Origin of the sequence: Phenylobacterium sp. (genome assembly GCF_030680185.1) — a bacterium.
Lineage (GTDB): Bacteria > Pseudomonadota > Alphaproteobacteria > Caulobacterales > Caulobacteraceae > Phenylobacterium.
On the sequence record NZ_JAUXVZ010000038.1, the window covers coordinates 14,078 to 39,148 of the forward strand.

A 25,071-nucleotide genomic window follows, 5' to 3' on the forward strand; every position below is an offset into this window, starting at 1 on the left:
CCTATGTAGGTTGCGGCCCTCATCCCATCACCCGTGTCTGCAAGGACCGTCCGCGCTCATGAGCGACGCCGAGAAACGCACCTTCACCGACGAGGAGGCGCTCAGCTTCCACCGTCACCCCACGCCTGGAAAAATCGCCATCGTGCCGACCAAGCCGATGGCCACGCAGCGGGACCTCTCGCTGGCCTATTCCCCCGGCGTGGCCGTACCGGTGCTGGCCATCGCCGAGGACCCGGACAAGGCCTACGACTATACGTCCAAGGGCAATCTGGTGGCGGTGATCTCCAACGGCACGGCGATCCTGGGCCTCGGCAATCTGGGCGCGCTGGCGTCGAAGCCGGTGATGGAGGGCAAGAGCGTCCTCTTCAAGCGCTTCGCCGACGTGGACTCCATCGACGTCGAGGTCTCGGCCACCGATCCGGACGAGATCATCACCGTCGTCAAGAATATCGGCATCACCTATGGCGGCATCAATCTGGAGGACATCAAGTCCCCGGAATGCTTCCGCATCGAGACCGAGCTGCAGGAGCTGCTCGACATCCCGGTCTTCCATGACGACCAGCATGGCACGGCGATCATCTCGGCCGCGGGCCTGCTCAACGCCTGCAAGATCACCGGCCGGGAACTGGCCGATGTGAAGCTGGTGCTGTGCGGCGCGGGCGCGGCCGGCATCGCCTCGCTGGAGTTGATGAAGGCCATGGGGGTGCGGTCGGAAAACTGCATCGCCGTCGACAATACCGGCGTCATCTATCGCGGCCGGTCGGAGAGCATGAACCAGTGGAAGTCCGCCCATGCGGTGGACACCGACAAGCGCACGCTCGCCGAGGCGCTGGAAGGCGCCGACGTGTTCCTGGGCCTGTCGGTCAAGGGCGCGGTGACCGCCGACATGGTGGCCGCCATGGCCCCCAATCCGATCATCTTCGCCATGGCCAATCCCGATCCGGAGATCACGCCGGAAGAGGTTCACGCCGTGCGCAGCGACGCCATCATGGCGACCGGCCGCAGCGACTATCCCAACCAGGTGAACAACGTCCTGGGCTTCCCCTACATCTTCCGCGGCGCGCTCGACGTGCGCGCCCGGCGGGTGAACATGGAGATGAAGATCGCCTGCGCCCAGGCGCTGGCCATGCTGGCCCGCGAGGACGTGCCCGACGAGGTGGCCGCGGCCTATCACGGCCTGCAGCTGAAGTTCGGCCCGGACTACATCATCCCCACCCCCTTCGATCCGCGGCTGATCTGGTACATCCCGCCCTTCGTGGCCCAGGCGGCCATGGACACCGGGGTGGCGCGCAAGCCCATCGAGGACATGGACGCCTATCGCGCCCAGCTGGCCCAGCGCCTCGACCCCACGGCGGCCTTCCTGCAGAAGCTGCAGGGCTCGGTCCTGTCGGGCCCGAAGAAGCGGGTGGTGTTCGCCGAGGGCGAGGAGCCGAGCGTGATCCGCGCGGCCTACGCCTTCCAGACGGCGGGCCTGGGCGAGGCCATCCTGGTCGGCCGCGAGGAGCTGGTGGCCGAGAACATGCGCACCGTGGGCCTCAGCCCCGAGGGCGCCGGCCTGAAGGTGATCAACGCCCGGGTCTCCGAGCACAATCCGGAGTTCGCCAACTATCTGTACGAGCGGCTGCAGCGTCAGGGCTATCTGATGCGCGACGTCCAGCGGCTGGTGAACCAGGACCGCAACACCTTCGCCGCCTGCATGGTGGCGCTCGGCCACGCCGACGCCATGGTCACCGGCGTGACCCGCTCCTACGACCAGGTGCTGGACGAGGTTCTGCGGGTGATCGATCCCGCCGCCGGCGGCCGGGTGATGGGCATGTCGGTGCTGCTGGGCAAGGGCCACACCCTGTTCATCGCCGACACCAATGTCACCGAGATGCCCGAGGCCGAGGACCTGGTGGAGATCGCGCTGGAGGCCGCCCAGGCGGTCAAGGCGCTGGGCTACACCCCGCGCCTGGCCTTCATGTCCTATTCCACCTTCGGCAATCCCATGGGCGACCGCTCCGAAAAGGTGCGCGAGGCCGTGGCCATGCTCGACGAGATGGACCTGGACTTCGAATATGAGGGCGAGATGCCCCCGGCCCTGGCGCTCGAGCCGGAACGCCGCGGCAACTTCCCCTTCATGCGCCTGACCGGCCCGGCCAATGTGCTGATCATGCCGGCCATCCATTCGGCGGCCATCTCGACCCAGCTGGTCCAGGCCTTTGGCGGCGCGACCGTGGTGGGGCCGATCCTGCTCGGCCTCGAAAAGTCGGTGCAGATCTGCCCGCTCTCGGCCTCGGTGTCGCGCATCCTGCAGCTCGCCACCCTGGCGGCCTATGACCACCAGAGCCAGGGCGAGGCCGTTCTGTGATCGCCAAGGCAGACCACCGCCTGACCTAGGGATCGCGCGCCTCCGGGCGGCGGGCGATCCGTCGCCGCCGCTCCGGGGGAGACCGCGCCATGGGCGCCTCAGATACCGCCTCGTCCGCCCCCGGCTTCACCCTGGGGGTGGACTTCGGCACCACCAACACCGTCGTGGCGCTGGCCCTGCCCGGCGAGCCGGCCCGGCTGGTGCGGTTTCCCGCGCCCGAGGGCGAGCTCTTCGCCTTCCGCTCGGCGCTGGCCTTCCACGCCCCGCCCGAGCATCCCACCGAACGCACGGTGGAGGCCGGCCCCTGGGCTATCGAGGCCTATGTGGAGGACCCGCTGGAGACGCGGTTCATCCAGTCCTTCAAGACCTTCGCGGCCTCGGCCAACTTCACCGAGACCCAGATCCTGGGCCGCCGCTACGCCTTCGAGGACCTGCTCTCGGCCTTCCTGCTGAAGCTGCGCGACCATGCGGGCGGAGCGCTGAAGGACCTGCCGGCCCGGGTGATCGTCGGGCGCCCCGTCACCTTCGCCGGCGCCGCGCCCAAGGCCGAGCTGGCCCTGGCCCGCTACGAGACGGCCTTTTCCCGCCTGGGGTTCTCGGAAATCCTCTATGTCTATGAACCGGTGGGCGCGGCCTTCTTCTTCGCCCGCACGCTCAAGGCCGACGCCACCGTCCTGGTGGGCGACTTCGGCGGCGGCACCAGCGACTTCTCGATCATCCGCTTCCATCGCGATGAGGGCGGCGCCTTCCGGGCCGAGCCCCTCGGGCGGTCGGGCGTCGGCGTGGCCGGCGACGCCTTCGACTACCGGATCATCGACAACCTGGTCTCGCCGGCGCTCGGCAAGGGGTCGAGCTACAAGACCTTCGGCAAGGTCCTGCCCATCCCCAACCGCTACTATTCGGCCTTCGCCCGCTGGGACCAGCTGGCCCTGCTGCGGGCCTCGCGGGACATGCGCGAGATCCGCCGCCTGGAGCGCGAGGCCGTGGAGCCCGAAAAGATCGCCGCCCTGGTGGAGATCCTCGACGACAACCACGCCTATCCCCTCTACCGCGCGGTCTCGCGCCTGAAGGAGACCCTGTCGGCCAAGGACGAGGCCACCTTCGCCTTCGAGGCCGGCGCGGTCTCCATTACGCGGGCCGTAACCCGGTCCGAGTTCGAATCCTGGATCGCGCCGGAACTGGCCCAGATCGAAGGCGCGGTGGACTCAGCCCTGGCGGACGCCGGGCTGGACGCCGGCCAGATCGACCGGGTCTTCCTGACCGGCGGCTCGTCCCTGACGCCGGCCGTGCGGGCCATCTTCGCCCGCCGCTTCGCCGCCGAACGGATCGAGACCGGCGGGGAGCTGGAATCCATCGCCTCGGGTCTGGCCCTGATGGGCCACGAACCCGACCTCGACCGCTGGGGCGAGCGGGCGGCGATCGGCGCCTGAGGGCTGTTCAGACCGCCGTCACCCGCAGGGCGGCCAACACCTCGTCGGCGGCCCGCAGGCCGGTCTCCCAGGCCCCGTGGGCGGTGGAGAAGGCGTGGGTCGAGGTGGCCTCGCCGGCGAAGAAAAGCCGCCCTTCGACCGGTTCGGCCAGCACTTGGCGCGCCTTGGCGCAGCCGGGCAGGGCATGGGAATAGGCGCCCAGCGCCCAGGGGTCCTGGCTCCAGCTGGTGGCCGCCAGCAGGCGAAGTTGCGGCCGGATGTCAGCGCCATAGACGCCCACCAGCTCCTCGATAGCGAAGTCGGCCGCCGCGCCAGGGCCTTCGGCGGCCAGGGCCCGGGCGTGATCGCCGCCGAAATAGGCCTCGATCAACGGCCGCCCCAGGGGCCGCAGATAATAGCTGCCGGTCGCAGGCGTCGCGACATCGCCCCACAGGTGATGCTCCCGGGGAAACACCTCCGGGGCGGCGGGGCTCAGGAAGACCTTGTCGGCCAGGCCGAGCGGCAGGCCGGTGGCCGCGTCGGTCTTGGCCGGCAGAGGGGGATGCAGGCGGATCGCCTCCCGGGCCAGGAGATCGCTGGAGATGGTCAGCACCACGGCCCGCGCCGTCACCGTGCCCCGGGCCGTCTCCAGCCGCAGGGCCTGGCCGCTGTGGTCGATGGACAGCACCGCGCAGTGGGGCACGATCAGGGAGCGATCGGCCAGGTCGCAGATGGCCGCCCCATAGCCCTCGACCGCCCGCCAGTCGACGCCGGTGTCGATGAAGGCGCCATAGTCCTGCACCGAGACCTGCGACAGGGGCGCGCCGTTGTAATAGCTGGAAAAGGCCTCCAGCAGCGGCCGCCAACGGGCCGCCCGGGGCAGGTGGGCATGGGCGCGGCCCTCCTGGCCGGCCTTGGCTGCCTTTTCCAGGGCGGCCTCGAAGGCGCCCATGGCGGCCTCGAAGCTCGCCCGGTCCTGCGGCGTCAGGCTGAGATTGGCCTCTGGCCGGCGCCAGGCCGGCGGGCTGCGATCCACCGGAATATCGGCGCGCTCAAAGAGCGGGACAAAGGGGTTACGGTCGGCGCTGTGGAGCCAGCCGCAGCCAAGATCGAGCGGCAGGTCTGGCCGGGCCGCCAGGGTATGGGCCCGGCCGCCGATGCGCCCCTGCCCCTCCAGCACCACCACCGACAGCGGCGCGCGGGACAGGCGCGCGGCCGCGGCTATGCCCGCCGCCCCAGCCCCCACGACGACCACATCGAACCGATCCTGCATGCCCCATCCAGGCATGGTCCAAGGCCAAGGTTCAACCCCCGTTGGGGGGTCTTGGTCGACTAATCGACCCGGGTCAGGGTTTCGGAGTCGAGGTCGAGATCCTCAGCCGCGATGATCCGCAGATCCGGCGCCCGCTGCCGCAGGCCCGCCTCGAACAGCTTGGCGTCGCCGGCCACGATGACGGCGGCGTCGGCGGGCGACAGGCGCGCGGCGGCGAAGGCGTTCACCTGCTCGGCGCTCACCGCCTCGACCTTGGCCGTATAGGCGCCGATCTCTTCCAGGGGCACGTCCTGCACCGCCAGATCCCCCAGCACGCCGCCGAGGCCCCCGGCGGTCCCGAGCGCCCGGCCAAAGCCGCCGATCAGCACCGACTTGCGGGCCTTCAGTTCATCGGCCGAGACCGGCTCGGCCGCGAGCCGGGTCATTTCGGCGGCGATCAGATCGACCACCTCGGGCGCGGACTCGTTCTTGGTCTGGGCCTGGGCATGGAAGGCGCCGGCCGAGCGACGGGCCGACAGCGACGAGCCCGCCCCGTAGGAGAGGCCCCGCTTGATGCGGATCTCCTGGTTCAGCCGGGCCGAATAGCCGCCGCCCAGGACAGAGTTGGCGACGATCGCCGGATAGTAGGCGTCATCGCTGCGCGCGATGGTCGGCTTGGCCAGGCGCACGGCGGCCTGCCCGGCGCCCGGCAGGTCGATCACCAGCGTCTGGCGCGCGGGCGTGGGCGAGATCTCCGGCTGGGCCGGCCGGGGGCTTGCGGGCGCGGTCCAGTCGCCGAAGGCCTGGCGGGCCAGGGCGAAGCCCGCCTCCGGTGCGATGTCGCCGGTCAGCACCAGAATGGCGTTGTCCGGTCGGAAATAGGTTCCGTGCAGGCTGCGCAGGGTCTCGGGCGTCAGCTTGGGCAGGGAGGCCGGCGTCCCGTCGGCGGCATGGCCGAAGGGGGTGCCGGCGAAGATGACCGGGCTCGCCGTCATCGCCGCCAGCTGGCCGGGATCGCCATAGGCCACCGACAGGCCGTCCAGGGCCTGGGCGGTCTGCCGCTCCAGCTCTTCGGCCGCAAAGGCCGGGTTGCGGACCACATCCGACAGGATAGCGAAGGCCGGGGCCACCTTGTCGGTCATCACGGTCAGGCCGACGCTGGAGGATTCCGCGCCGGCGGCCGAGGACAGGGTCGCCCCCAGGGCTTCCACCTGCTGGGCGATCTGCGGCGCCGTGCGGGTGGTGGTGCCCTCGGTGAGCATGCCGGCCGTCATCGACATGGCGCCGGCCAGGCCCTTCGGATCGGCCCAGGCGCCGGCCCGCACGATCACGGCGGCGGACACCAGGGGCAGGTCGCTGGAGCGAGCGACGATCACCCGCAGGCCGTTGTCCAGGGTGGTTTCGGCCGGTTGCGGCAGGACGGGATCCACCGGCTCGGCCACCGGCGGCGGCGCCTGGCGCTCGGCCTCCGGCGCCAGGGTGACGATCTCGCCGTCGAACACCACCGCCTGGGCCGGCGGCGCGGCGGGCGCAGCCGCGACCTCGCCGGCCGGACGCTCGGATTCGGGCCGGTAGCGGATGGTCATCCGCCGGTTCTCGGCCAGGTATTTCTGCGCCACCCGCTGCACATCGGCGGCGGTGACGGCGGCGAGATCCGCCAACTCGGTATTGGCCCGGGACGGATCGCCTTGCGTCGCCCAGGCATAGCCCAGGGCGAAGGCGCGGCCATCGACGGTTTCGCGCTCGCGCAGGGCGCCGGCGATCACCTCGTTGCGGGCCTCGTTCAGCTCGGCCTCGGTCGGCGGGGCGTCCCGCAAGCGGGCGACCTCCGCCAGCAGGGCGGCCTCGCCCGCCTCCACGGTCTGGCCGCTGGAGAGAATGGCGCCGACGGCGAACAGGCCCGGCTGCTGGGGCAGGTCGGCCTGGGACAGGGCCTCCACCGCGATCTGTTGGTCATAGACCAGCGCATTATAGAGCCGCGAGGACTTGCCCCCGGACAGGATGGTGTCGAGCACCTGCAGGGCCGGGGCGTCGGGGCTGGCCGCCTCGGCGCCCAGCCAGGTCAGGATCACCGCCGGCAGCGGCACATTGGGGCCATAGCCGTCATAGACGCCGGGACCGGTGCGCGGCGGCTCCACGGCGGTCACGCGCTTCAGTGGGGTGTCAGGGGTTTTCAGGGGCGCGAAGTACTTGTCCACCCAGGCGTCGAGCTCGGCTGGCTGGAAATTGCCGATGACGATCAGCACGGCGTTGTCGGGACGGTAATAGTCCCGGTGGAAGGCGCGCACATCGTCGATGGTGGCAGCGTCCAGCTCGGCGATGGAACCGATGCCCGGCCGCTTATAGGGATGCTCCTGATAGCTCGCCTGAGGGATCATCAGTCCAAACAGCCGACCATAGGGGGCGGCCAGGATGCGCTGGCGCAGCTCCTCCTTCACCACGTCCCGCTCGGAATTGAAGATCTCGGCGTCCACCACCAGCGAGCCCATCCGCTCGGCCTCGGCCCAGAGCAGGCGCTCCAGATGGTTGGCGGGGATCACCTCGAAATAGTTGGTGAAGTCGTCATAGGTCGAGGCGTTGTTGAAGCCGCCCACATCCTCGGTCATCCGGTCCATGGTCTCGGAGGGCATGTTCCGGGTGGTCTTGAACATCATGTGCTCGAAGAGGTGCGCAAAGCCCGAGCGCCCCTCCGGATCGTCCTTGGAGCCGACCCCGTACCAGACCTGGACCGTCACATTGGGGGTGGTGGCGTCCACCCCGCTCAGCACCCGCAGGCCGTTGTCCAGCACCCGCTCGCGATATTCGATGGGCGGAATGTCGGCCGCCTGGACAGCCAGGGGCGCGGCCAGCACGACGAGGGCCAGGGCGATTCGGGTGAAGGCGCGAAACATGGCGGGCTCCGGGAACGGTCGAAGCCAAATCCATAGCATTCTGAGCGCTCTGCGAAAGCGCGCGCATGGCGCCGCCCGCCCGGGCGAGGCCCCGGTAGCCGCCGCCCTCGCTTAAGGCCTCAGGCCGCCTTTGGCCGGCGCCGCACACGGGCCAGACGCCGCAGACGGCGCCAGAAGCGGGTCTTTTCCGGCTCGGGATAGGGCTGCAGGTTGCGCACGAAGTCCTCGGCGCAGGCCTTCCAGGAGAAGGTTTCGGCAAAGGCCCGCACCGCCTTCCGGTCGAGCGCCAGGGCCTCCATGCAGGCTTCCTTCAGCCCCTCGGTGGCCGAGGTGGCCAGCGCCCCGGCCCCGGAGCCGGGGATGATGTCGATAGGACCAGGCGCCGGATAGGCCGCCACAGGGGTCCCTGAGGCCATGGCCTCCAGGATCACCAGGCCGAAGGTGTCGGTGAGCGAGGGGAAGACGAAGACGTCGGCGCAGGCGAAGTGGGCCGACAGCTCCTCGCCGAACTTCGAGCCGGTGAACACCGCGCTCCGATAGCGCTCGGCCAGTTCGTCCTTCTGCGGCCCGTCGCCCACCACCACCTTGGTGCCGGGCAGGTCGAGGCCAAGGAAGGCTTCGATATTCTTCTCCACCGCCACGCGGCCCACATAGAGGAAGATCGGCTTGGGCAGGTGGGCGAAGATGTCCGGGTCGCCCTCGTGCCGCGGATGGAACATCTCGGTGTCCACGCCCCGAGACCAGGACGAGATGTTGCGGAAGCCGTGGCGGGTCAGCTCGTCGCGCATGGTCGGCGTGGCCACCATCAGCCGCCCCGAGGGGCGGTGGAACCAGCGCATATAGGTGTAGCCCACCGACAGCGGCACAGGCAGGCGGGCCGAGACGTATTCGGGGAAACGGGTGTGATAGCTGGTGGTGAAGGGCAGCTTCCATTCCACGCAGATCCGCCGGGCGGCGAGGCCGATGGGGCCTTCGGTGGCGATGTGGATGGCCTCGGGCTCGAAGGCCTTGAACCGCTCCTGCACCGGCTCATAGGCGCCGATGGCCACCTTGATCTCGGGATAGGTGGGCAGCGGCAGGGTCTTGAACTGGTCGGGGCGGATCACCTCGACCTCGTGGCCCAGCTCGCGCAGTTCGCGCACCACCCGGGTCAGGGTGCGGACGACGCCGTTGACCTGCGGCTCCCAGGCGTCGGTGGCCAGCAGGATGCGCATCGGGCGCTGGACGTCGTCCACCGGGGCGGCCGGCTCCCACATCCGCTGGGCCGGCGAGCGCACGGGCGTGGGCTGGGCGACCGGCTCCGGCGCAGGCGCCGGCGTCGACGGCTGGACCCGTTCGGCCAGGGGCAGGGTGGCCTGGGCCTGGGCCCAGGCGAAGAAGGCGCCGAGCAGGGCCTCGCGGGTGGGGAAGTGGCGATAGACCGTGCGTTCGCCGACCCCGGCGTCCTTGGCGATCTCGGCGAAGGACAGCTCGTCCAGGGGCCCGGCCTCCAACCGCGCGCCGACGGCGCGGAGGATCTGGTCGCGGGTGGCGGCTTTCTGGCGGTCGCGGGCGTCGCCAGCAGCGTTGTCATCTTCGCTCATGACAGTCCAACTGTCACGAGTTCGGCGGGCTGTCAACGAAGGCTGTACGCCTCAGGCGAGGATCGGTTCCGGCCGCGCCAGGTCCGGCTCGCGGACGCCTTCGCCCGCAAGGCCTGAGGCGGGTTCCGGCAGGGTGCGGGCCTGACGAACCGCGGTCCAGGAGCGGAGCTTGGCCCACTCGAGGATCTCCATGCGGCCGTCCATATGCTCGACCAGGGCGGTGCAGCTCTCCACCCAGTCGCCGTCGTTGATATAGAGGATGTCCTCGATCTGGCGCATCTCGGCCTTATGGATATGGCCGCAGATCACCCCGTCGACCCCGCGGCGCCGGGCCTCCTCGGCCACCGCGCCCTCGAAGTTCTCGATGAAGTGCAGGGCGTTCTTCACCTTGGTCTTCAGATAGGCCGAGAGGCTCCAATAGCCGAAGCCCATGCGGCGCCGCACACGGTTGAACAGGGTGTTGGCGGCCAGAAGCCCGCGATAGGAATAGTCGCCGAGGAAGGCCAGCCACTTGGCGTGCTGCACGACGCCGTCGAATTCATCGCCATGGGTGACCAGGAACCGGCGCCCGTCGGCGCCTTCGTGGATCGCGTCGCGGGCGACAACGACACCGCCGAAGTGAATGCCGCAGAAGTCGCGAATCCGGTCGTCGTGGTTACCGGGAATATAGACGACGTTCACACCCTTGCGCGCCAGGCGAAGGATCTTCTGAACCACGTCGTTGTGCGCCTGCGGCCAGTACCAGCCGCTTTTCATCTTCCAGCCGTCGACGATGTCGCCGACCAGATACAATGTGTCGCACTCCATGTGACGGATGAAGTCCAATAGCATCTCGGCCTGACAGCCGCGGGTGCCCAGGTGGACGTCCGAAACAAACACTGTTCGATAACGCTGGATTCCGATATCGCCCACGAACGCCTCCGGAGCGGCCTCATCTGACTGTCGGGTAGGCTGATTGCGTGTCGCTTTCATGAAACCGCACTGCAACACTGGCGCTGCAGCATAGCTCGCCATATGTCAGCCGCACTTTGATTGAACCCTAGCCCGTGCAGATGGACGCCCGAACCTATCCCGCCAAAGAGACCCCGAAGTCTCGCCGGACCCGCGCCCGTATCCTGGACGCGGCCATGCGCCTGTTCGCCGAGGTCGGCTATCATGCGGCCACCAACGCCCTGATCGCCGAGGCGGCCAACCTGACCCGCGGGGCGATGCTCTATCACTTCGCCAGCCGCGAAGAGCTGGTGGAGGCGGCGGTGGCCCATATCGAGGTCGAGCGCGCGCGCCTGTTCGAACAGGCCGCCTCCAGTCCCGCAGGCCCCGGCGTGGACGCGGCCGAGCACGCCATCGACGCCTATTGGGCCCTGCTGCACGAGACGCCCTTCGTGGCCTTCGCCGAACTCGAGGCCGCCGCCCGCACCGATCCGATGCTGCGCACGCGCCTGGCCAACGCCCAGAGCGCCTTTGACCGCAATCAGGTGGGGGAACGCTTCCTGGCGCTGACCCAGGCCGGCAGCGATCCACGCTTCCAGACCAGCCGCGACCTGGGCCGCTTCCTGCTGGAGGGCCTGGCGCGAGGCTCGCTGACCTATGACGAGATCGCAAGGCGCGAGCGCCTGCTGGCGGTGGTCAAGCGCGCCGTCCGCGCCCTGAACCGCAAGGGCGAGGCCCAGGACCTCTGGGTCGACTAGAGCATTTCCCGATAAGTGCGACGCGGTTATCGGATCGAGAAATGCTCTAACTCTAGAGCTTATTCCGCCGGCTCTGCGCCGGGCGCGAGGCGTTCGGCCAGGCGGATCAGGTACTGGCCATATTCGCCCTTGGCCTGGGAGCGGCCCAGATCGGCCAGCTGCGCCCGGTCGATGAAGCCCTTGGAATAGGCGACCTCTTCGATACAGCCGATCCGCAGCCCCTGGCGCAGCTCCAGGGTGCGGATCAGCTCGCCGGCCTGGATCAGGCTGTCATGGGTGCCGGTGTCCAGCCAGGCGAAGCCGCGGCCCAAAAGCTCGACGTTCAGCTCGCCGGCGTCCAGATAGACCTGGTTGAGCGCCGTAATCTCCAGCTCGCCCCGGTGCGAGGGCTTGAGGCTCTTGGCGTATTCGCTGGCCTTGCCGTCGTAGAAGTAGAGCCCGGTCACCGCATAGTTGGACTTGGGCGCGGCGGGCTTTTCCTCGATGCCCAGGACCTTGCCGCCCTCGCCGAGCTCGACCACCCCATAACGCTCAGGATCGTTGACCGGATAGCCGAACACCGTGGCGCCGGCGGTCCGCTCATCGGCCGAGCGGAGCATCTGGCTGAAGTTCTGGCCGAAAAAGATGTTGTCGCCGAGCACCATGATGCTGGGCTCGCCACCGACGAACTCCTCCCCCAGCAGATAGGCCTGGGCCAGGCCCTCCGGCTTGGGCTGCACCAGGAACTCGAACCGCACGCCCAGCTGCGAGCCGTCGCCCAGCAGGCGCTTGAAGGCGGCCTGGTCTTCCGGGGTGGTGATGATCAGGATCTCGCGCACGCCGGCCAGCAGCAGGACCGACAGCGGATAATAGATCATCGGCTTGTCGTAGATGGGCAGCAGCTGCTTGGAGACCGCCAGGGTCAGGGGATGCAGCCGGGTGCCGGAGCCCCCCGCCAGGATGATGCCACGTCTCACACCGTCTCCTTCTGGGCCGAAAGCTGGGCCACCACGTCCTCCAGCGCCTCCTGCCAGGGGCGAAGCTGCAGGGAGAAGACCGCCTGCATGCGGCCGGAGTCCAGTTCCCCGTTCAGGGCGCGCCTGGCCGGGGTCGGGAAGGCGCTGGTGGGCACCGGCTCCATGACCGGCGGATCGCCGGGCCGCGTCAGGGCGAAGATCGCCTGGGCCATGTCATAGCGGCTGGCCGCGCCCTCATTGACCACGTGCAGCAGGCCCCATTCCGGGGCCCCGGCCGGCGCCCCCGCCAGGCGCTCGCCCTGGCTGAGGATGAAGGCCGCCAGGTCGCCGCTGGCGGTGGGACAGGCGCGCTGGTCGGCCACCACCTTGAGCACCGGCTGGGTCTGGCTCAGGCGCAGCATCATCTGCAGGAAGTTCTGCCCATAGGCCGAGAACAGCCAGGAGACCCGCATCACCAGGGCGCGGTCGCAGGCGGCCAGCACGGCCTGTTCGCCGGCCAGCTTGGAGGAGCCATAGACGTGCAGCGGGGCGGGCGCGTCGGTCTCCACATAGGGGCCGGCCTTGTCGCCGGAAAACACCATGTCGGTGGAGACGTGCAGCAGGGGCAGGCCGCGGGCCTGACAGGCCCTGGCCATGGCGCCCGGCGCCCAGGCGTTCACTGCATAGGCCAGGTCCGGCTCGCTCTCGGCCTTGTCGACGGCGGTATAGGCCGCAGCGTTCAGCACCAGGTCGATCTCGCCCGCCTCGCCGATCGCCCGGGCGACGGCGTCGGGGTCGGTCAGGTCGACCTCGGCCCGCGAGAGGGCGGTGATCGCCACCCCGGGGCCGGCGCGGTCGAGCATCTCCCGGGCAAGCTGCCCGGTGGCGCCGAACTGCAGGATGCGCAGGCTCATGCCTTGGCCAGGCCCAGGCGCTCGGAATGGAAGCCCTTGTCGCGGATCGCCTGCCACCAGTCGCGGTTCTCCACATACCAGGCGACGGTCTGGGCCAGGCCCTGATCGAGGGGCGTGGCCGGCTCCCAGCCGAGCTCGGCCTTCAGCTTGGCGGCGTCGATGGAATAGCGGAAGTCGTGGCCCGGCCGGTCGGCGACGAAGGTGATCTTTTCGGCGTGCGGCGTATTGCCGGGCGCCAGCCTGTCCAGCTCGGCGCAAAGGATCTGGATCACTTCCAGATTGCGATGGGTGGAGTCCCCGCCGATGCAATAGGTCTCGCCCAGGCGGCCCTTCTGTAGCACCAGCAGCAGGGCCTGGGCGTGGTCGTCCACATGCAGCCAGTCGCGGACCTGCCGACCGTCCCCATAGACGGGGATGGTCTTGCCCTCCATGGCCCGGACCACCACCGTCGGGATCAGCTTTTCGGGAAACTGGAAGGGGCCGTAATTGTTGGCGCAGTTGGTGATCACCACCGGCAGGCCATAGGTCCGGCCCCAGGCCCGGACCAGATGGTCGGCGCCGGCCTTGCTGGCCGAATAGGGGGAATTGGGATCGTAGGGGGTCTCTTCGGTGAAGGCGCCGTCTTCGCCCAGGGCGCCGAACACCTCGTCGGTGGAGACATGGTGGAAGCGGAAGGCGTCCTTGGCCGGTGAGGACAGACCGTTCCAATAGGCCCGGGCGGCCTCCAGCAGCACGGCCGTGCCGGTGACATTGGTGCGCACGAAGTCCAGCGGCCCGTCGATGGCCCGGTCGTTGTGGCTCTCGGCGGCCAGGTGCATCACCGCGTCGGGGCGGTGACGGGCGAAGATCTCCGCCATTCTGCCAGCGTCGCAGATGTCGGCCTCTTCGAAGGCGTAGCGCGGCGAGCCCGCCACCTCCGCGACATTGTCGAGATTGGCCGAGTAGGTCAGGACGTCGAGGTTCACCACCTCGTGTCCCTGGGCGATAGCCTGGCGCACCACCGCCGACCCGATGAAGCCGGCCCCGCCGGTGATCAGAATTTTCATGCGGACCTTCATCTGCGGGCGTTCGTCCGCGCCCGTTCCACGGCCCTTGCTCATACAGTGAAATGCGGCAGGCTCAAGACGGGCGGCCTTTCGCGCGGGTTGTGGCCGGCCGCTGGCCTGCCTAGAGTTGAGGTCGCGCGTACGGGGATAGTCAGTCTTGGAAGCCTCTACCGAAGAGCCCGTCGGCCCCGCCGCCAAGGCCCGTTCCGGTCGTCAGATGGACCTGGTCCAGGGGCCGATCGGCAAGAGCCTGATCGCCTTCACCCTGCCCGTGCTCGGCGCCAACCTGCTCCAATCCCTGAACGGCACCGCCAACGCCGCCTGGGTCAGCCACATCCTGGGGCCGGCCGCCCTGACGGCCACGGCCAACGCCAACAACATCCTGTTCCTGCTGCTGGGCGCGGTGTTCGGCCTGGCCATGGCCGCCAACCTGCTGATCGCTCAGGCGGTGGGGGCGGGCGACACCCATCAGGTGAAGCGGGTGGCGGGCTCCAGCACCCTGTTCTTCGCGGTCATGTCGATGGGCGTCGGGATCACCGGCATCTTCGCCACCCCCGCCATACTGGACGCCATGGGCACGCCGGGCGACGCCCGGGCCGACGCCATCACCTATCTGCGGGTGATCTTCGCGGCCATGCCGTTCATGTACTTCTTCTCGTTCGTGATGATGGCCATGCGCGGGGCTGGCGACTCCCGGACGCCCTTCTATTTCTCCCTCTGCGCCGTCGGCCTCGACATCGTCCTCAACCCGGTCCTGATCATGGGCCTGGGTCCGGCGCCGCAGCTGGGCATCGGCGGCTCGGCCGCCGCCACCCTGATCAGCCAGACGCTGACCCTGGCCGGCATGATCGTCTATCTCTACCGCAGCGGCAGCGTGCTGGTCCTGCGGCGCGGCGAGTGGAAGATGCTGCGCCCCGACCCGGCCATCCTGCGCACCCTGGTGGTCAAGGGTCTGCCCATGGCCATGCACATGCTGGTGGTGTCGGGCGCCGCCGTGGTCATGCTGGCCTTCGTCAACGCCTATGGCTCGCAGACCGCCGCGGCCTATGCGGCCTCGATGCAGCTCTGGACCTATATCCAGATGCCGGCCATGGCGCTCGGGGCGGCGGTCTCCTCCATGGCCGCCCAGAATGTCGGGGCCGGGCGCATGGACCGGGTCGACCGCATCGCCCAGATGGGCGCCCTGTTCGCCATCGGCATGACGGCCGCGCCGGTGGTGCTGATCTATCTGGTGGAGCCCATCGTCCTGCAGCTCTTCCTGCCGGCCGACAGCGCCTCGACCCCCATCGCCCGGCATATCAACGCCCTGGCCATGTGGGGCTTCATCCCGTTCGGCGTGGCCTTCATCTTCGCCGGCGTCGTGCGGGCCACCGGCGCGGTGATCGCCCCGCTGCTGGCCATGGTCGTCTCGCTCTGGGTGGTGCGCATTCCCTTCGTCCACTTCATGACGCCGGTGCTGGGCGCCGACGCCATCTGGTGGAGCTTCCCGCTGGGCAGCGTGATGACCGTGATCCTGGCCGGGGGCTATTACCTCTGGGGGAACTGGCGGACCTCAAAGCTGATGCCCGCCCCGCCCCGCGGCGCCGCCGCCGACACCGGCCAGGCGACGCCGGCCATGGCGCCGGTGGTCGGGTCCGACTGACGGCTTGCGCCTCGGCGCAGGGGGCGGTGGCGGCCCAACCCTCCGCCATCCCCCGTCATCCTGGGCCCTGTGCCCAGGATCCCTCGTGACGCTTGCGCCCGCCCTCGACAGGGACCCTCGGGACGAGCCCGAGGGTGACGATTGAGAGCTTGGCGGGGTGAGGCGGACGATCGTCGTCAACCGGCAGAGCGACATAAGCGGCGTATTATCAGTTACTTAGACGATCACTTTGCCCCCGGTTGCGTCGCGCGCCTTCGCGCCTGATAATGACGGGAGGCGGCCGAGGCCGGTCGCTGCATTTTGAATTTCCGGTATGCTCGGCGCCCCGAAACATACCGTATTTACGAAACGCCTCGCGCCAGGGCGCGGCGAGGCTCAAAGGAGGACGACATGGCCTGGGACTTTGAAACCGACCCCGAATTCCAGAAGAAGCTCGACTGGATCGAAGACTTCATGCGCGAGGAGGTCGAACCCCTCAGCCATCTGGGCATGGCCGCCCACGGCCCGCTCGGCCGCGAGAAGTTCATCAAGCCCCTGCAGCAGAAGGTGAAGGACCAGGGTCTGTGGGCCTGCCACCTCGGCCCCGAGCTTGGCGGCCAGGGCTATGGCCAGCTCAAGCTCGGCCTGATGAACGAGAAGCTGGGGCGCAACTCCATCGCCCCCACCGTCTTCGGCTGCCAGGCGCCCGACACCGGCAACGCCGAGATCATCGCCCACTACGGCACCGACGCCCAGAAGGAGCGCTGGCTCTGGCCGCTGCTGAACGGCGAGATCCGCTCGGCCTTCTCGATGTCCGAGCCCGCCGGCGGGTCCGATCCCCTGACCTTCACCACCCGCGCGGTGCAGGACGGCAAGGACTGGATCATCAATGGCGAGAAGTGGTTCTCCACCAACGCCCGCTATTCGAAGCTGCTGGTGGTCTATGCGATCACCGATCCGGACGCCAAGGACCCCTATCGGCGCACCTCGATCTTCCTGGTGCCCACCGACACCCCCGGCGTGGAGATCATCCGCAACGTGGCCGTCGGCGCCGGCGGCGAGATCGGCAGCGGGACCGAGGGCTATATGCGCTACACCAATGTCCGGGTGGGGCCTGAGGCCCTGCTGGGCGACCGGGGCGCGGCCTTCGTCATCGCCCAGGTCCGCCTGGGCGGCGGCCGGGTCCACCACGCCATGCGCACGGTCGGCGCCTGCCGCCATGCCCTGGACCTGATGTGCCAGCGGGCCGTCTCGCGCACCACCCGCGACGGGCGCCTCTCGGACCTGCAGATGGTGCAGGAGCAGATCGCCGACTCCTGGATCGCCGTCGAGCAGTTCCGCCTGCTGGTCCTGCGCACCGCCTGGCTGATCGACAAGCACAAGGACTACAACAAGGTCCGCAAGGACATCGCCGCCATCAAGGTGGCCATGCCCAAGGTCTATAACGACGTGGCCACCAAGGCCGCCCACCTGCATGGCGCGCTGGGCGTATCCAACGAAATGCCGTTCATGCGGATGGTGACGAGCTCGCTGGTCATGGGCATCGCCGACGGCCCCACCGAGGTGCACAAGGTCACGCTGGCCAAGCAGATCCTCAAGGACTACCGGCCCGAGAACGAACTCTTCCCCAGCTACCACATCCCGCGCCTGCAGGAGGAAGCCAAGGAGAAGTACGCCAAGGAGCTGAACGAGCTGAAGGAAGGCTACGCCAAGCTGAAGGCCGAACGGGAAAAGACCCCGGCCTGATCGTCGGCGACACCATCTCCGTCATGCTCGGCCTTGTGCCGAGCATCCCTCGTCGGGGCGGGCGCAAGCTCCACGAGGGATCCTGGGCACAAGGCCCAGGATGACGGTTGAGGGAAATGACGCGCCGCGGGCGATAAGAGAGAAAACCACGAAGGACACGAAGACCACGAAGATGCTGCGGCCCCTTCGTGTCCTTTGTGTCCCCTCTTTTTTCTGGCGCTCCGCGCCGCGCCGGATGCTCGGACTTGCCTCACGGCCAAGGCTCGGCTTTCTGAGCGCACAGGTCGCGACAAGACGACCAACCCCCACCCGAGGACACCAGGACCCCCATGACCGAGACCGCCGCCAAGCCCTGGCCCGTCATGTCCATCGAAGAGGCCCACGCGCAGCTGACCGCGCCCGGCCAGCGCTTCGAGCTGGATCGGGCGGTGATCGACGGGGTCCCCACCAAGGTCTGGAAGAACGCCCCGCCCACCCTGCGCGACGTGCTGCTGAACGGCCGGGCCTTCGGCGACCGCGAATTCCTGGTCTATGAGGACGACCGCGCCAGCTTCGAGGCCTTCACCCGCGCGGTCATCACGCTGGCCCACCAGTTGCAGGCCGACGGGGTGAGGCCCGGCGACCGGGTGGCCCTGGTCATGCGCAACCTGCCCGAATGGCCCGTGGCCTTCTTCGCCGGCGCCATCGTGGGCGCGATCGTCACCCCGCTGAACGCCTGGTGGACCGGGCCTGAGCTGGAGTTCGGCCTCGCCGATTCCGGCGCCAAGGTCGCCCTGGTAGATGACGAGCGGCTGGAGCGCATCCTCGAGCACCTGGACGCCTGCCCGGATCTCGCCCGCATCTATGTCACCCGCGCCGATGCCCTGCCCGCCGACCCGCGCCTGGCCAGGTTGGAGGAGGTGATCGGACCGGTTAACAGCTGGAAGGATCTGGCCGACCAGCCGCTGCCCGATGTGACCCTGGCGCCCGACGATGTGGCGACGATCTTCTACACCTCCGGCACCACGGGGAAGCCCAAGGGGGCGCTGGGGACCCATCGCAACCTGACGGCAAATATCCTGGCCAGCGCCTGCGCCGGCGCCCGCGGCTTCCTGCGCCGCGGCGAGCCGATCCCCGAACAGGACCCGCACAAGCTGCCGCAGCGGGTCTATCTGCTGGTGGTGCCCCTGTTTCACGTCACCGGCTGCAATGCGACCCTGTCGCCGGCCATCAATTCGGGCGCCAAGCTGGTCCTGATGCGCAAGTGGGAGCCGGTCGAGGCCATGGGCCTGATCGAACGCGAGCGGGTGACCAACACCGGCGGCGTGCCCACCATCGCCTGGCAGCTGATCGAGCATCCGGCCCGCAAGGATTTCGACCTGTCGTCGCTCACCACCGTGGCCTATGGGGGCGCGCCCTCGGCGCCGGATCTGGTGCGCAAGATCGTGGAGACCTTCCCGGGCTCGGCGCCGTCCAACGGCTGGGGCATGACCGAGACCTCGGCCACCTGCACCACAAACATCGGCAAGGACTACGAGCATCGCCCCGACAGCTGCGGCGTCGCCCCGCCGCCCTGTGAGCTGAAGATCGTCGATCCCGCCGACGGAGTCACCGAACTGCCGGTGGGCAAGGTGGGCGAGTTGTGGGCCAAGGGTCCCAACATCGTCAAAGGCTACTGGAACCGGCCGGAGGCCACCGCCGAGACCTTTGTCGAGGGCTGGGTGCGCACGGGCGATCTGGCCTTCCTGGACGAGGAAGGCTTCTGCTTCATCGTCGACCGGGCGAAGGACATGCTGATCCGCGGTGGCGAGAACATCTACTGCGTCGAGGTGGAGAATGTCCTCTACGACCATCCCGACGTGATGGACGCCGCCCTGATCGGCCTGCCCCACCGCACGCTCGGCGAAGAGCCGGCGGCGGTGGTTCATCTCAAACCCGGCGGCCAGGCCACCGAGGACGAGCTCCGGACCTTCGTCCGGGCGCGACTGGCCAGCTTCAAGGTCCCGGTGAAGGTGGCCTTCTGGCCTGAAACCTTGCCGCGCAACGCCAATGGCAAGATCCTGAAGGCGGAGCTGAAGTCCGCCTTCGAGGATCAGCCGGCCTGACTTAAGCCGCCGGCGCTTCCACGGGCTTGCCATAGACCAGCTCGGCGCCCTTCATGGACCGGGTTTCCGGGGTCGGCAGGCCGCTGGCCTTGATCTGGGCCTGAAGCTCGGCCTTGCGGGCGGCCATCTTCTCGCCGAGCGCGTCGAGGTCCACGTCGGTGCGGCGGCACTGGGCGAACATGCCCTCGGACGGCCGCTCCTCTTCCTTGACGTGGTGCTCGATCTCTTCGGACAGCACCGAGACCTTGGCGTCGTAGAAGGGATCGTCGGGCGCGCCGGCCATCAGCTCGGCGATCAGCACCTTGGCGCCGTCGTGCTCCACATAGCCTTCGTCGAGGATGTCGTCTTCGATCTTGCCGCGGAAGGTCGGATAGAAGAGCTCTTCCTCGATCAGGCTGTGAATGGTCAGCTCGGTGCAGATCTTCTCGACGATCTTGGCCTTGCGATCCTTGGAGGTCGCCTTTTCGAATTGCTCGAACAGGTCCTCCACCTCGCGGTGGTCCTGTTTCAGCAGCTTAATCGCATCGATCTTGTCGGTCTTGGCCATGGGTCTCTCCCGCTGTCTGGCGCTTGCAGGCCTAACGCCGTGCGGTGGGATAGGATGCTCGGTCGGAAATGCGACTCAGGCCCCGAGAGAATTGCCAAGTCGGCCGGTTTTCCGCCAATCTGTCGCCATCCTGCGCCGGCGCGGATTTTCACGCCGACGATCCATGACCGTTTCTCATCGCCGGCCCGCCGGCCCCATTTCAGACCGATCCCTTTTCGAGCCCCATCCCATGACCGAGATCCTTGTCCCGCGGCAGTTCCGCGGCCCCCCCGTCACCGCCAATGGCGGCTATATCTGCGGCGTCCTGGCCAAGGCCGTGGGCGGCAAGGGCAGCGCCATGCTGCGCGCCGGCGTACCCCTGGATACGCCGGTCCAGCTGGTCACGGCTGAGGATGGGTCGGTCACGGCCCTGAACGCCGAGGGGCAGGTGCTGGGCCTGGCCAAGGTCGCCACCGACGACCAGATCCCCGCCCCGCCGCCCTCGCCGGGGATCGAGGCCGCCCGCGCCGCCGCTGCGGCCTCGGCCTTCGCCACCCGCTCCCTGCACCGCGGCTGCTTCTCCTGCTGCATCGAGCGCGAGCAGGGCGAGGGCCTTGGCGTCCATGTGGGCCAGCTTCCGGGCGCCGAGCCCGGCGTCTGCGCCGGCCTGTGGGTTCCCCACGCGAATTTCGCCGGCCCCGACGGGACCATGCCCGACGAGATCACCTGGGGCGCCCTGGACTGCTCGGGCTCCATGGCCTGGTGGATCAAGACCGGCTCGCCTGTCGGCCTGCTGGGCACCATGGCCGGCGAGGTGCTGAAAGCCCCCAAGGCCGGCGAGACCTATGTGGTGGTCGCCTGGGCGCGGGAGTCCGAAGGCCGCAAGTTCTTCGCGGGCGTCGCCCTCTATGACGCCGCCGGCGAGGTGGTGGCCAGGAGCGGCCAGATCTGGATCGGCCGACCGGCCGGCGCCCCGGCCCCCGCGCCTTTGGCCTCGGCCGCCAGCGCCTGAGGGGCTGGCTTTTCCCGGGGCTTTCCCGATCGGCGGCCTTCACGCTATCGGGAAAGCCCGCGGCCGGGCATTTCCTTTCCGGAGGAACGGGCCTATACGGAATATTGACAACCGCCCGGCCGAAAGGCCGGGCGCCGTCGTTTCTGGAGTACGGCCATGACCGACATCTTGATGCCCAAGGCGACCGCCGTCTGGCTGGTCGACAACACCTCTCTGACCTTCGACCAGATTGCCGACTTCTGCGGCCTGCACCCCCTTGAGGTGCGCGGCATCGCCGACGGCGAGGTGGCGCGCGACATCCGCGGCGCCGACCCGATCGCCAATGGCCAGCTGTCCCGCGAAGAGCTGGACGCCGCGCAGGCGAGCTCGGCCTATCGCATGAAGGCCCAGAAAAGCCGGCACGCCGAGCTGCTCAAGCCGACCAAGAAGGCGCCGCGCTACACGCCGGTGTCCCGTCGGCAGGACCGCCCCGACGCTATCGCCTGGTTCCTGCGGAATCACCCCGAAGTGGCCGATTCGCAGATCGCCCGCCTGCTGGGCACCACCAAGGCGACCATCGACCAGATCCGCAACCGCACCCACTGGAACTCGGCCAATATCAAGCCGGTGGACCCGGTGACGCTGGGCCTGTCGACCCAGATGGAGCTGGACGGCGTGGTGCGTAAGGCCGCCGACAAGAAGGCCAAGGACGACGCCAAGGCCGGGATCACCGATCCCGATGGCCCGTCCCTGCGCCCGGCCTCGGAAACCGGCGTCATCGCCGACGAGCCCGACCTGGACATGACGGCCGAGCAGGACTGACCTCGGCCCACCAGGCCCTGGAAACGCAAGAGGCCCGCGCGATGCGCGGGCCTCTTTTGGTTCTGGAAGATCAGTGAGCCTTGCGCTGCAAGGTTTCCATCTCTTCCTTGAGCTTAAGCTTTCGTCGCTTGAGTTCCTGTAGACGGAGGTCGTCTCCCGCGGGGCTTCGCACTTCGTCCTGAATCGCCTTGTCCAGATTCTGATGGCGAGATCCAAGTTCACGGATGCGGGCTTCAACGGCCATAGGTTACGCCTCCTTCAAGGGTTTTTCGACACAACACCTGATCACCCCTTCGCGGGGGTGTCAGATCAAATATGATTGCTCGGGGTTGAGTTCGGATTAGGGCCAGTTTTTTTGGCGTGGGTGAGACGGTATGTCGCAAATGGGTCAAACGGCTCTTGAGACCCCTCAGGCGCGCCCCCGGCTGGTGATCGGCGTGGCCGGCGCCAGCGGCGTCGCCTATGGCCTGCGCGCCCTGGCCGCCTGCCGCGATCTCGGGGTGGAAAGCCATCTGGTGATGAGCCGGGCTGCGGCGCTCACCCTGGCCCAGGAGACGGCGCTGTCGGTGGCTGACGTCCAGGCCATGGCCGATGTGGCCTATCGCCCCGGCGACGTGGGCGCGGCCATCGCCTCAGGCTCCTTTCCGACGCTGGGCATGCTGATCGCGCCGTGTTCGGTGCGCACCATGAGCGAGATCGCCACCGGCGTGACCTCGTCCCTGATGACCCGGGCCGCCGACGTGACCCTGAAGGAGCGCCGCCCCCTGGTGCTGATGGTCCGCGAGACCCCCCTGCACCTGGGCCATCTGCGCACCATGGTGAAGCTGGCCGAGATGGGCGCCGTGATCGCCCCGCCCCTGCCGGCCTTCTACGCCAAGCCGGTCAGCCTGGAGGAGATGGTGGACCAGTCGGTGGGCCGGGCGCTGGATCTGTTCGGCCTCTCCTGGGCCAGGGTGAAGCGCTGGGGCCAGGACATGGCCATGCCGCCGGTGCAGGACTGAGCGCCATGGGCCTGTGGAACTGGGCGGTGGACACCTATGGGCGTCCCGGCGTCGCGGAAGCGGCCCTGGCCCTGCAGGACGACCACGGCCAGAACGTTCCCCTGCTGCTCTGGGCGGCCTTCGCCCGCACCACCGATCCCGCCGCCCTGGACGCCGCCGCCGCCCTGGCCCGGGCCTGGGAGGCGGCCGCCATCCTCCCCTTGCGCGCCGCCCGCCGGGCCTTGAAGGCGCCCCTGCCCCCGACGCCGGACGCGACGAGAGAGGCCTTGCGGGCGCAGGTGAAGGCGGCCGAACTGGCGGCCGAGCGCCGCCTGCTTGAGGCGCTGGAGACGATCGATCCCGGCCAGACGCCCCTGGTTCCCCTGAGCGACGCCCTGGCGGCGGCGGGCCATGCCTGGGACCCGGCCCTCGACCCCGCCGACCTCGCGGCTCTGGCCCGCGTTCTGGCCTGAAGTGAGGGCGGAGGCATAAGGCCGCCTTTACCCCTGAGGCGCAAAATCCGATGATGTCGGGACGCTGGCGGGCGTCGCGGGTGCAAGGGGAGCGGTAGCCGCATGAACGATCTAGGACCCGATCCCGAGACCCAATTGCGCGACCGGCTGGCCGCCGCCCGGCAGGAACATGCCGACCTGGACGTGGCCGTTCAGGCCATCAGCGCCATGCCGACCCCGAGCCTCGGGACCCTGGGCCGCTTCAAACGCCGCAAGCTCGCCTTGAAGGACGAGATCGCGGCCCTGGAAGACCAGCTGACCCCCGACATCATCGCATAGCGCGGGTTCCGGTCAGTCGATGACCTTGAACCGGCCCTTGTCGAACACCCGCAGGACCTGGTCCAGCTCGTGGCCCCGGCGCAGGATCATGCCGCCCTGGCCGATCACCGCCCATGCGCCCTGCCGCCTGGCCAAGGCTGGGCGTTTCTCGATCCGGTAGAGCGGCGCCTCCGAAGCCCGGCGGAACACCGAGAAGGCGCAGGCCTCGAGCCCGGGCTCGATGGAATAGTCCCGCCATTCGCCGGCCGCCACCATCCGCCCATAGAGGGCGAGCAGGCGCTGGAACTCCTGGCGCTGGAAAAAGATCGGCGCGCCCTTGCGGCCGGGCGGGTTGGACTCGTTGGCGGACGGATCAATGGCCATCGCCCATGAGCGTGACTCAATCTCGCGACGAAATCGAGAGGTCACGTGGGGTCGGCCGCCAGATGACCCACGCCGTGAAAAGACCTTATTTCGGTCCTGCGCCCGCCTGTTTGAGCCTCGATAAGGAGAGCGTCGGTTGATCGGGACTTCGCGGTTCCGGATCCTGAACAGCCCCCCCAGCCCCCCTGGGATCACGGGCCTCGGTCAGCCGGCGTCATATCCTCTTCCCCTGAGAAGACCCGCGCGGAGTCAGCCCCACTCCTTCGCGCGGGTCTTTTTCGTTCTGCGGCTTATATTTACCTAGGGCCGGGCGAGCAGGGTCTGGCGGGGCATGGCCGCCAGGATCTTGCCGCCCTTGGGCGCCTGGACGATCAGCAGGGTCTCAAGCCCCTCTTCCGCAGCCTCTGGCATGACATAGGCGGTGGGTCGGCCGCGCCACTCGCCCAGGCGGGCGATCTGGCGCACCACATTGCGCTGGGTCAGGGTCTGACCACGGTTCTCACCCCGGCGCACGACCACCTCGCGGGGCTTGGGATCATAGCGCACCAGCCAGACCTCGGCGCCGCCGCGGGGCGCGGGGCCTGAGCCCACATCCACCCGGCGCGGACCGATGAACTGGATATCCGGGGCCGGCTGCCGGGCCAGGGCCGCCTGATTGAGCAGGGCCTCGACCTTCTCGGCCTCGACCGCCGAGACCTCCAACGCCCCATTGATCACCAGCTGCGGCGTATAGGGCTCGCGCAGGGACAGGGGCGTCAGATAGGAGCGCTGGCGTTCGGCGAATTCCGGCAGGGCGAAGGTGTCCTGCCAACCCAGATAGTCCCAGTAGTCGACGGCGAAGGTCAGGGCGACGACGCCCGGCCGCTCGGCCAGATCGTTGACGAAGGTGTTGGCCTCGGCGCAGGCCGCGCAGCCCTGGGCGGTATAGAACTCCACCACCACAGGCGCCTTCGCCGCGGCGGCGGCGGTCGGGGCCGCCAGGAGACACAGGGTTGCGAGCAGGGCTCTGATCATGGTGGGGCAATAAAGCCGAGTTGTCGGGCCAGTGCGTTTCAACAAGGTGTGAGCGGAAGCCGACA

Annotated in this window: 22 protein-coding genes and 1 pseudogene; 11 read left to right on the forward strand and 12 right to left on the reverse strand. The window is 68.8% G+C overall.

What is annotated here, in order from left to right; genetic code table 11:
- Positions 1-58 precede the first annotated feature (58 nt).
- Both Q8L83_RS09455 and Q8L83_RS09460 read left to right on the forward strand, forming a co-directional pair.
- Entirely contained in the window at positions 59-2,350 is a 2,292-nt protein-coding gene (locus tag Q8L83_RS09455) for an NADP-dependent malic enzyme (RefSeq protein ID WP_305286327.1), read from the forward strand.
- 89 nt (positions 2,351-2,439) lie between these two features.
- Positions 2,440-3,780, forward strand: coding sequence for an Hsp70 family protein (locus Q8L83_RS09460; RefSeq protein ID WP_305286329.1), 1,341 nt, complete (start codon positions 2,440-2,442; stop codon positions 3,778-3,780).
- Positions 3,781-3,787: 7 nt separating this feature from the next.
- Here the strand turns inward: Q8L83_RS09460 and Q8L83_RS09465 are convergent, their stop codons facing one another.
- From Q8L83_RS09465 to Q8L83_RS09485, 5 genes and pseudogenes are all read right to left on the reverse strand, one after another.
- Entirely contained in the window at positions 3,788-5,032 is a 1,245-nt protein-coding gene (locus Q8L83_RS09465; protein ID WP_305286331.1) for an NAD(P)/FAD-dependent oxidoreductase, read from the reverse strand.
- A gap of 59 nt (positions 5,033-5,091) precedes the next feature.
- The gene (locus Q8L83_RS09470; RefSeq protein ID WP_305286333.1) at positions 5,092-7,902 is read right to left on the reverse strand and encodes a pitrilysin family protein; all 2,811 of its coding nucleotides are present in this window, start codon (positions 7,900-7,902) and stop codon (positions 5,092-5,094) included.
- Positions 7,903-8,021: 119 nt separating this feature from the next.
- Positions 8,022-9,116, reverse strand: a complete 1,095-nt coding sequence (locus tag Q8L83_RS09475; RefSeq protein ID WP_305286424.1) for a glycosyltransferase family 1 protein — start codon at positions 9,114-9,116, stop codon at positions 8,022-8,024.
- A 177-nt stretch (positions 9,117-9,293) separates the two neighbouring features.
- A pseudogene (locus tag Q8L83_RS09480) lies at positions 9,294-9,485 on the reverse strand (TetR/AcrR family transcriptional regulator); the annotation flags it as partial.
- 51 nt (positions 9,486-9,536) lie between these two features.
- Positions 9,537-10,457: a UDP-2,3-diacylglucosamine diphosphatase gene (locus Q8L83_RS09485; protein WP_370868378.1), complete on the reverse strand. Its 921-nt coding sequence runs from the start codon at positions 10,455-10,457 to the stop codon at positions 9,537-9,539.
- A gap of 80 nt (positions 10,458-10,537) precedes the next feature.
- Between Q8L83_RS09485 and Q8L83_RS09490 the strand changes: the two genes are divergently transcribed.
- Positions 10,538-11,173 carry a TetR/AcrR family transcriptional regulator gene (locus tag Q8L83_RS09490; RefSeq protein WP_305286337.1) on the forward strand — a complete coding sequence of 212 codons (636 nt, stop codon included), beginning with the start codon at positions 10,538-10,540 and terminating at the stop codon, positions 11,171-11,173.
- Positions 11,174-11,232: 59 nt separating this feature from the next.
- Here the strand turns inward: Q8L83_RS09490 and rfbA are convergent, their stop codons facing one another.
- Genes rfbA through rfbB form a run of 3 tightly spaced genes read right to left on the reverse strand, consistent with a single transcriptional unit; the run spans position 11,233 to position 14,068 of the window.
- Positions 11,233-12,129 carry a glucose-1-phosphate thymidylyltransferase RfbA gene (gene rfbA / locus Q8L83_RS09495; protein WP_305286339.1) on the reverse strand — a complete coding sequence of 299 codons (897 nt, stop codon included), beginning with the start codon at positions 12,127-12,129 and terminating at the stop codon, positions 11,233-11,235.
- Positions 12,126-13,022 carry a dTDP-4-dehydrorhamnose reductase gene (gene rfbD / locus Q8L83_RS09500; protein WP_305286341.1) on the reverse strand — a complete coding sequence of 299 codons (897 nt, stop codon included), beginning with the start codon at positions 13,020-13,022 and terminating at the stop codon, positions 12,126-12,128. The genes rfbA and rfbD overlap by 4 nt, the downstream gene beginning before the upstream one ends.
- Positions 13,019-14,068: a dTDP-glucose 4,6-dehydratase gene (gene rfbB / locus Q8L83_RS09505; protein ID WP_305286343.1), complete on the reverse strand. Its 1,050-nt coding sequence runs from the start codon at positions 14,066-14,068 to the stop codon at positions 13,019-13,021. The genes rfbD and rfbB overlap by 4 nt, the downstream gene beginning before the upstream one ends.
- Before the next feature lie 157 nt (positions 14,069-14,225).
- Between rfbB and Q8L83_RS09510 the strand changes: the two genes are divergently transcribed.
- The 3 genes from Q8L83_RS09510 (at position 14,226) to Q8L83_RS09520 (ending at position 19,519) form a co-directional block, all read left to right on the forward strand.
- Positions 14,226-15,710 carry an MATE family efflux transporter gene (locus tag Q8L83_RS09510; RefSeq protein ID WP_305286345.1) on the forward strand — a complete coding sequence of 495 codons (1,485 nt, stop codon included), beginning with the start codon at positions 14,226-14,228 and terminating at the stop codon, positions 15,708-15,710.
- 390 nt (positions 15,711-16,100) lie between these two features.
- Positions 16,101-17,435: an acyl-CoA dehydrogenase family protein gene (locus Q8L83_RS09515; RefSeq protein WP_305286347.1), complete on the forward strand. Its 1,335-nt coding sequence runs from the start codon at positions 16,101-16,103 to the stop codon at positions 17,433-17,435.
- Between the two features lie 329 nt (positions 17,436-17,764).
- A complete protein-coding gene (locus tag Q8L83_RS09520; RefSeq protein ID WP_305286349.1) occupies positions 17,765-19,519 on the forward strand; it encodes a class I adenylate-forming enzyme family protein in 1,755 nt (584 codons plus the stop codon).
- Between the two features lies 1 nt (position 19,520).
- On the opposite strand, the gene Q8L83_RS09525 is transcribed toward Q8L83_RS09520, so the two are convergent.
- Complete coding sequence (locus Q8L83_RS09525; protein ID WP_305286351.1) at positions 19,521-20,066, reverse strand: hemerythrin domain-containing protein; 546 nt, start codon at positions 20,064-20,066, stop codon at positions 19,521-19,523.
- A gap of 229 nt (positions 20,067-20,295) precedes the next feature.
- On the opposite strand from Q8L83_RS09525, the gene Q8L83_RS09530 reads away from it, so the two are divergent.
- Positions 20,296-21,057 (forward strand): hypothetical protein, encoded by a 762-nt coding sequence (locus Q8L83_RS09530; protein WP_305286353.1) that lies wholly within the window; start codon positions 20,296-20,298, stop codon positions 21,055-21,057.
- Between the two features lie 156 nt (positions 21,058-21,213).
- Positions 21,214-21,858 (forward strand): DUF1013 domain-containing protein, encoded by a 645-nt coding sequence (locus tag Q8L83_RS09535; protein ID WP_305286355.1) that lies wholly within the window; start codon positions 21,214-21,216, stop codon positions 21,856-21,858.
- Between the two features lie 70 nt (positions 21,859-21,928).
- Here Q8L83_RS09535 and Q8L83_RS09540 read toward each other — a convergent pair whose 3' ends face one another.
- Complete coding sequence (locus Q8L83_RS09540) at positions 21,929-22,102, reverse strand: YdcH family protein (protein ID WP_300574469.1); 174 nt, start codon at positions 22,100-22,102, stop codon at positions 21,929-21,931.
- A gap of 139 nt (positions 22,103-22,241) precedes the next feature.
- Between Q8L83_RS09540 and Q8L83_RS09545 the strand changes: the two genes are divergently transcribed.
- From Q8L83_RS09545 to Q8L83_RS09555, 3 genes are all read left to right on the forward strand, one after another.
- Positions 22,242-22,859 (forward strand): UbiX family flavin prenyltransferase, encoded by a 618-nt coding sequence (locus Q8L83_RS09545; RefSeq protein ID WP_305286357.1) that lies wholly within the window; start codon positions 22,242-22,244, stop codon positions 22,857-22,859.
- A gap of 5 nt (positions 22,860-22,864) precedes the next feature.
- The gene (locus tag Q8L83_RS09550) at positions 22,865-23,311 is read left to right on the forward strand and encodes a TIGR02444 family protein (protein ID WP_305286359.1); all 447 of its coding nucleotides are present in this window, start codon (positions 22,865-22,867) and stop codon (positions 23,309-23,311) included.
- 102 nt (positions 23,312-23,413) lie between these two features.
- Positions 23,414-23,629 carry a YdcH family protein gene (locus tag Q8L83_RS09555; RefSeq protein ID WP_305286361.1) on the forward strand — a complete coding sequence of 72 codons (216 nt, stop codon included), beginning with the start codon at positions 23,414-23,416 and terminating at the stop codon, positions 23,627-23,629.
- Between the two features lie 12 nt (positions 23,630-23,641).
- On the opposite strand, the gene Q8L83_RS09560 is transcribed toward Q8L83_RS09555, so the two are convergent.
- Together Q8L83_RS09560 and Q8L83_RS09565 are read right to left on the reverse strand one after the other, a co-directional pair.
- On the reverse strand, positions 23,642-23,992 hold the full coding sequence (locus Q8L83_RS09560; protein WP_305286363.1) for a DUF2794 domain-containing protein: 351 nt from the start codon (positions 23,990-23,992) through the stop codon (positions 23,642-23,644).
- A 300-nt stretch (positions 23,993-24,292) separates the two neighbouring features.
- Positions 24,293-25,006, reverse strand: a complete 714-nt coding sequence (locus Q8L83_RS09565) for a thioredoxin family protein (RefSeq protein ID WP_305286365.1) — start codon at positions 25,004-25,006, stop codon at positions 24,293-24,295.
- Positions 25,007-25,071: the final 65 nt, after the last annotated feature.

What these genes read in the sequence shown, in the direction of transcription:
- Q8L83_RS09560 (WP_305286363.1), bottom strand. Translation starts at nt 23,992, where the DNA reads ATGGCCATTGATCCGTCCGCCAACGAGTCCAACCCGCCCGGCCGCAAG.
- Q8L83_RS09540 (WP_300574469.1), bottom strand. Translation starts at nt 22,102, where the DNA reads ATGGCCGTTGAAGCCCGCATCCGTGAACTTGGATCTCGCCATCAGAAT.
- Q8L83_RS09455 (WP_305286327.1), top strand. Translation starts at nt 59, where the DNA reads ATGAGCGACGCCGAGAAACGCACCTTCACCGACGAGGAGGCGCTCAGC.
- Q8L83_RS09550 (WP_305286359.1), top strand. Translation starts at nt 22,865, where the DNA reads ATGGGCCTGTGGAACTGGGCGGTGGACACCTATGGGCGTCCCGGCGTC.
- Q8L83_RS09515 (WP_305286347.1), top strand. Translation starts at nt 16,101, where the DNA reads ATGGCCTGGGACTTTGAAACCGACCCCGAATTCCAGAAGAAGCTCGAC.
- Q8L83_RS09465 (WP_305286331.1), bottom strand. Translation starts at nt 5,032, where the DNA reads ATGCAGGATCGGTTCGATGTGGTCGTCGTGGGGGCTGGGGCGGCGGGC.
- Q8L83_RS09460 (WP_305286329.1), top strand. Translation starts at nt 2,440, where the DNA reads ATGGGCGCCTCAGATACCGCCTCGTCCGCCCCCGGCTTCACCCTGGGG.
- Q8L83_RS09525 (WP_305286351.1), bottom strand. Translation starts at nt 20,066, where the DNA reads ATGGCCAAGACCGACAAGATCGATGCGATTAAGCTGCTGAAACAGGAC.
- Q8L83_RS09565 (WP_305286365.1), bottom strand. Translation starts at nt 25,006, where the DNA reads ATGATCAGAGCCCTGCTCGCAACCCTGTGTCTCCTGGCGGCCCCGACC.
- rfbD (WP_305286341.1), bottom strand. Translation starts at nt 13,022, where the DNA reads ATGAGCCTGCGCATCCTGCAGTTCGGCGCCACCGGGCAGCTTGCCCGG.
- Q8L83_RS09520 (WP_305286349.1), top strand. Translation starts at nt 17,765, where the DNA reads ATGACCGAGACCGCCGCCAAGCCCTGGCCCGTCATGTCCATCGAAGAG.
- Q8L83_RS09475 (WP_305286424.1), bottom strand. Translation starts at nt 9,116, where the DNA reads ATGCGCATCCTGCTGGCCACCGACGCCTGGGAGCCGCAGGTCAACGGC.
- Q8L83_RS09485 (WP_370868378.1), bottom strand. Translation starts at nt 10,457, where the DNA reads ATGAAAGCGACACGCAATCAGCCTACCCGACAGTCAGATGAGGCCGCT.
- Q8L83_RS09535 (WP_305286355.1), top strand. Translation starts at nt 21,214, where the DNA reads ATGACCGACATCTTGATGCCCAAGGCGACCGCCGTCTGGCTGGTCGAC.
- Q8L83_RS09555 (WP_305286361.1), top strand. Translation starts at nt 23,414, where the DNA reads ATGAACGATCTAGGACCCGATCCCGAGACCCAATTGCGCGACCGGCTG.
- Q8L83_RS09545 (WP_305286357.1), top strand. Translation starts at nt 22,242, where the DNA reads ATGGGTCAAACGGCTCTTGAGACCCCTCAGGCGCGCCCCCGGCTGGTG.
- rfbB (WP_305286343.1), bottom strand. Translation starts at nt 14,068, where the DNA reads ATGAAAATTCTGATCACCGGCGGGGCCGGCTTCATCGGGTCGGCGGTG.
- Q8L83_RS09530 (WP_305286353.1), top strand. Translation starts at nt 20,296, where the DNA reads ATGACCGAGATCCTTGTCCCGCGGCAGTTCCGCGGCCCCCCCGTCACC.
- Q8L83_RS09470 (WP_305286333.1), bottom strand. Translation starts at nt 7,902, where the DNA reads ATGTTTCGCGCCTTCACCCGAATCGCCCTGGCCCTCGTCGTGCTGGCC.
- Q8L83_RS09490 (WP_305286337.1), top strand. Translation starts at nt 10,538, where the DNA reads ATGGACGCCCGAACCTATCCCGCCAAAGAGACCCCGAAGTCTCGCCGG.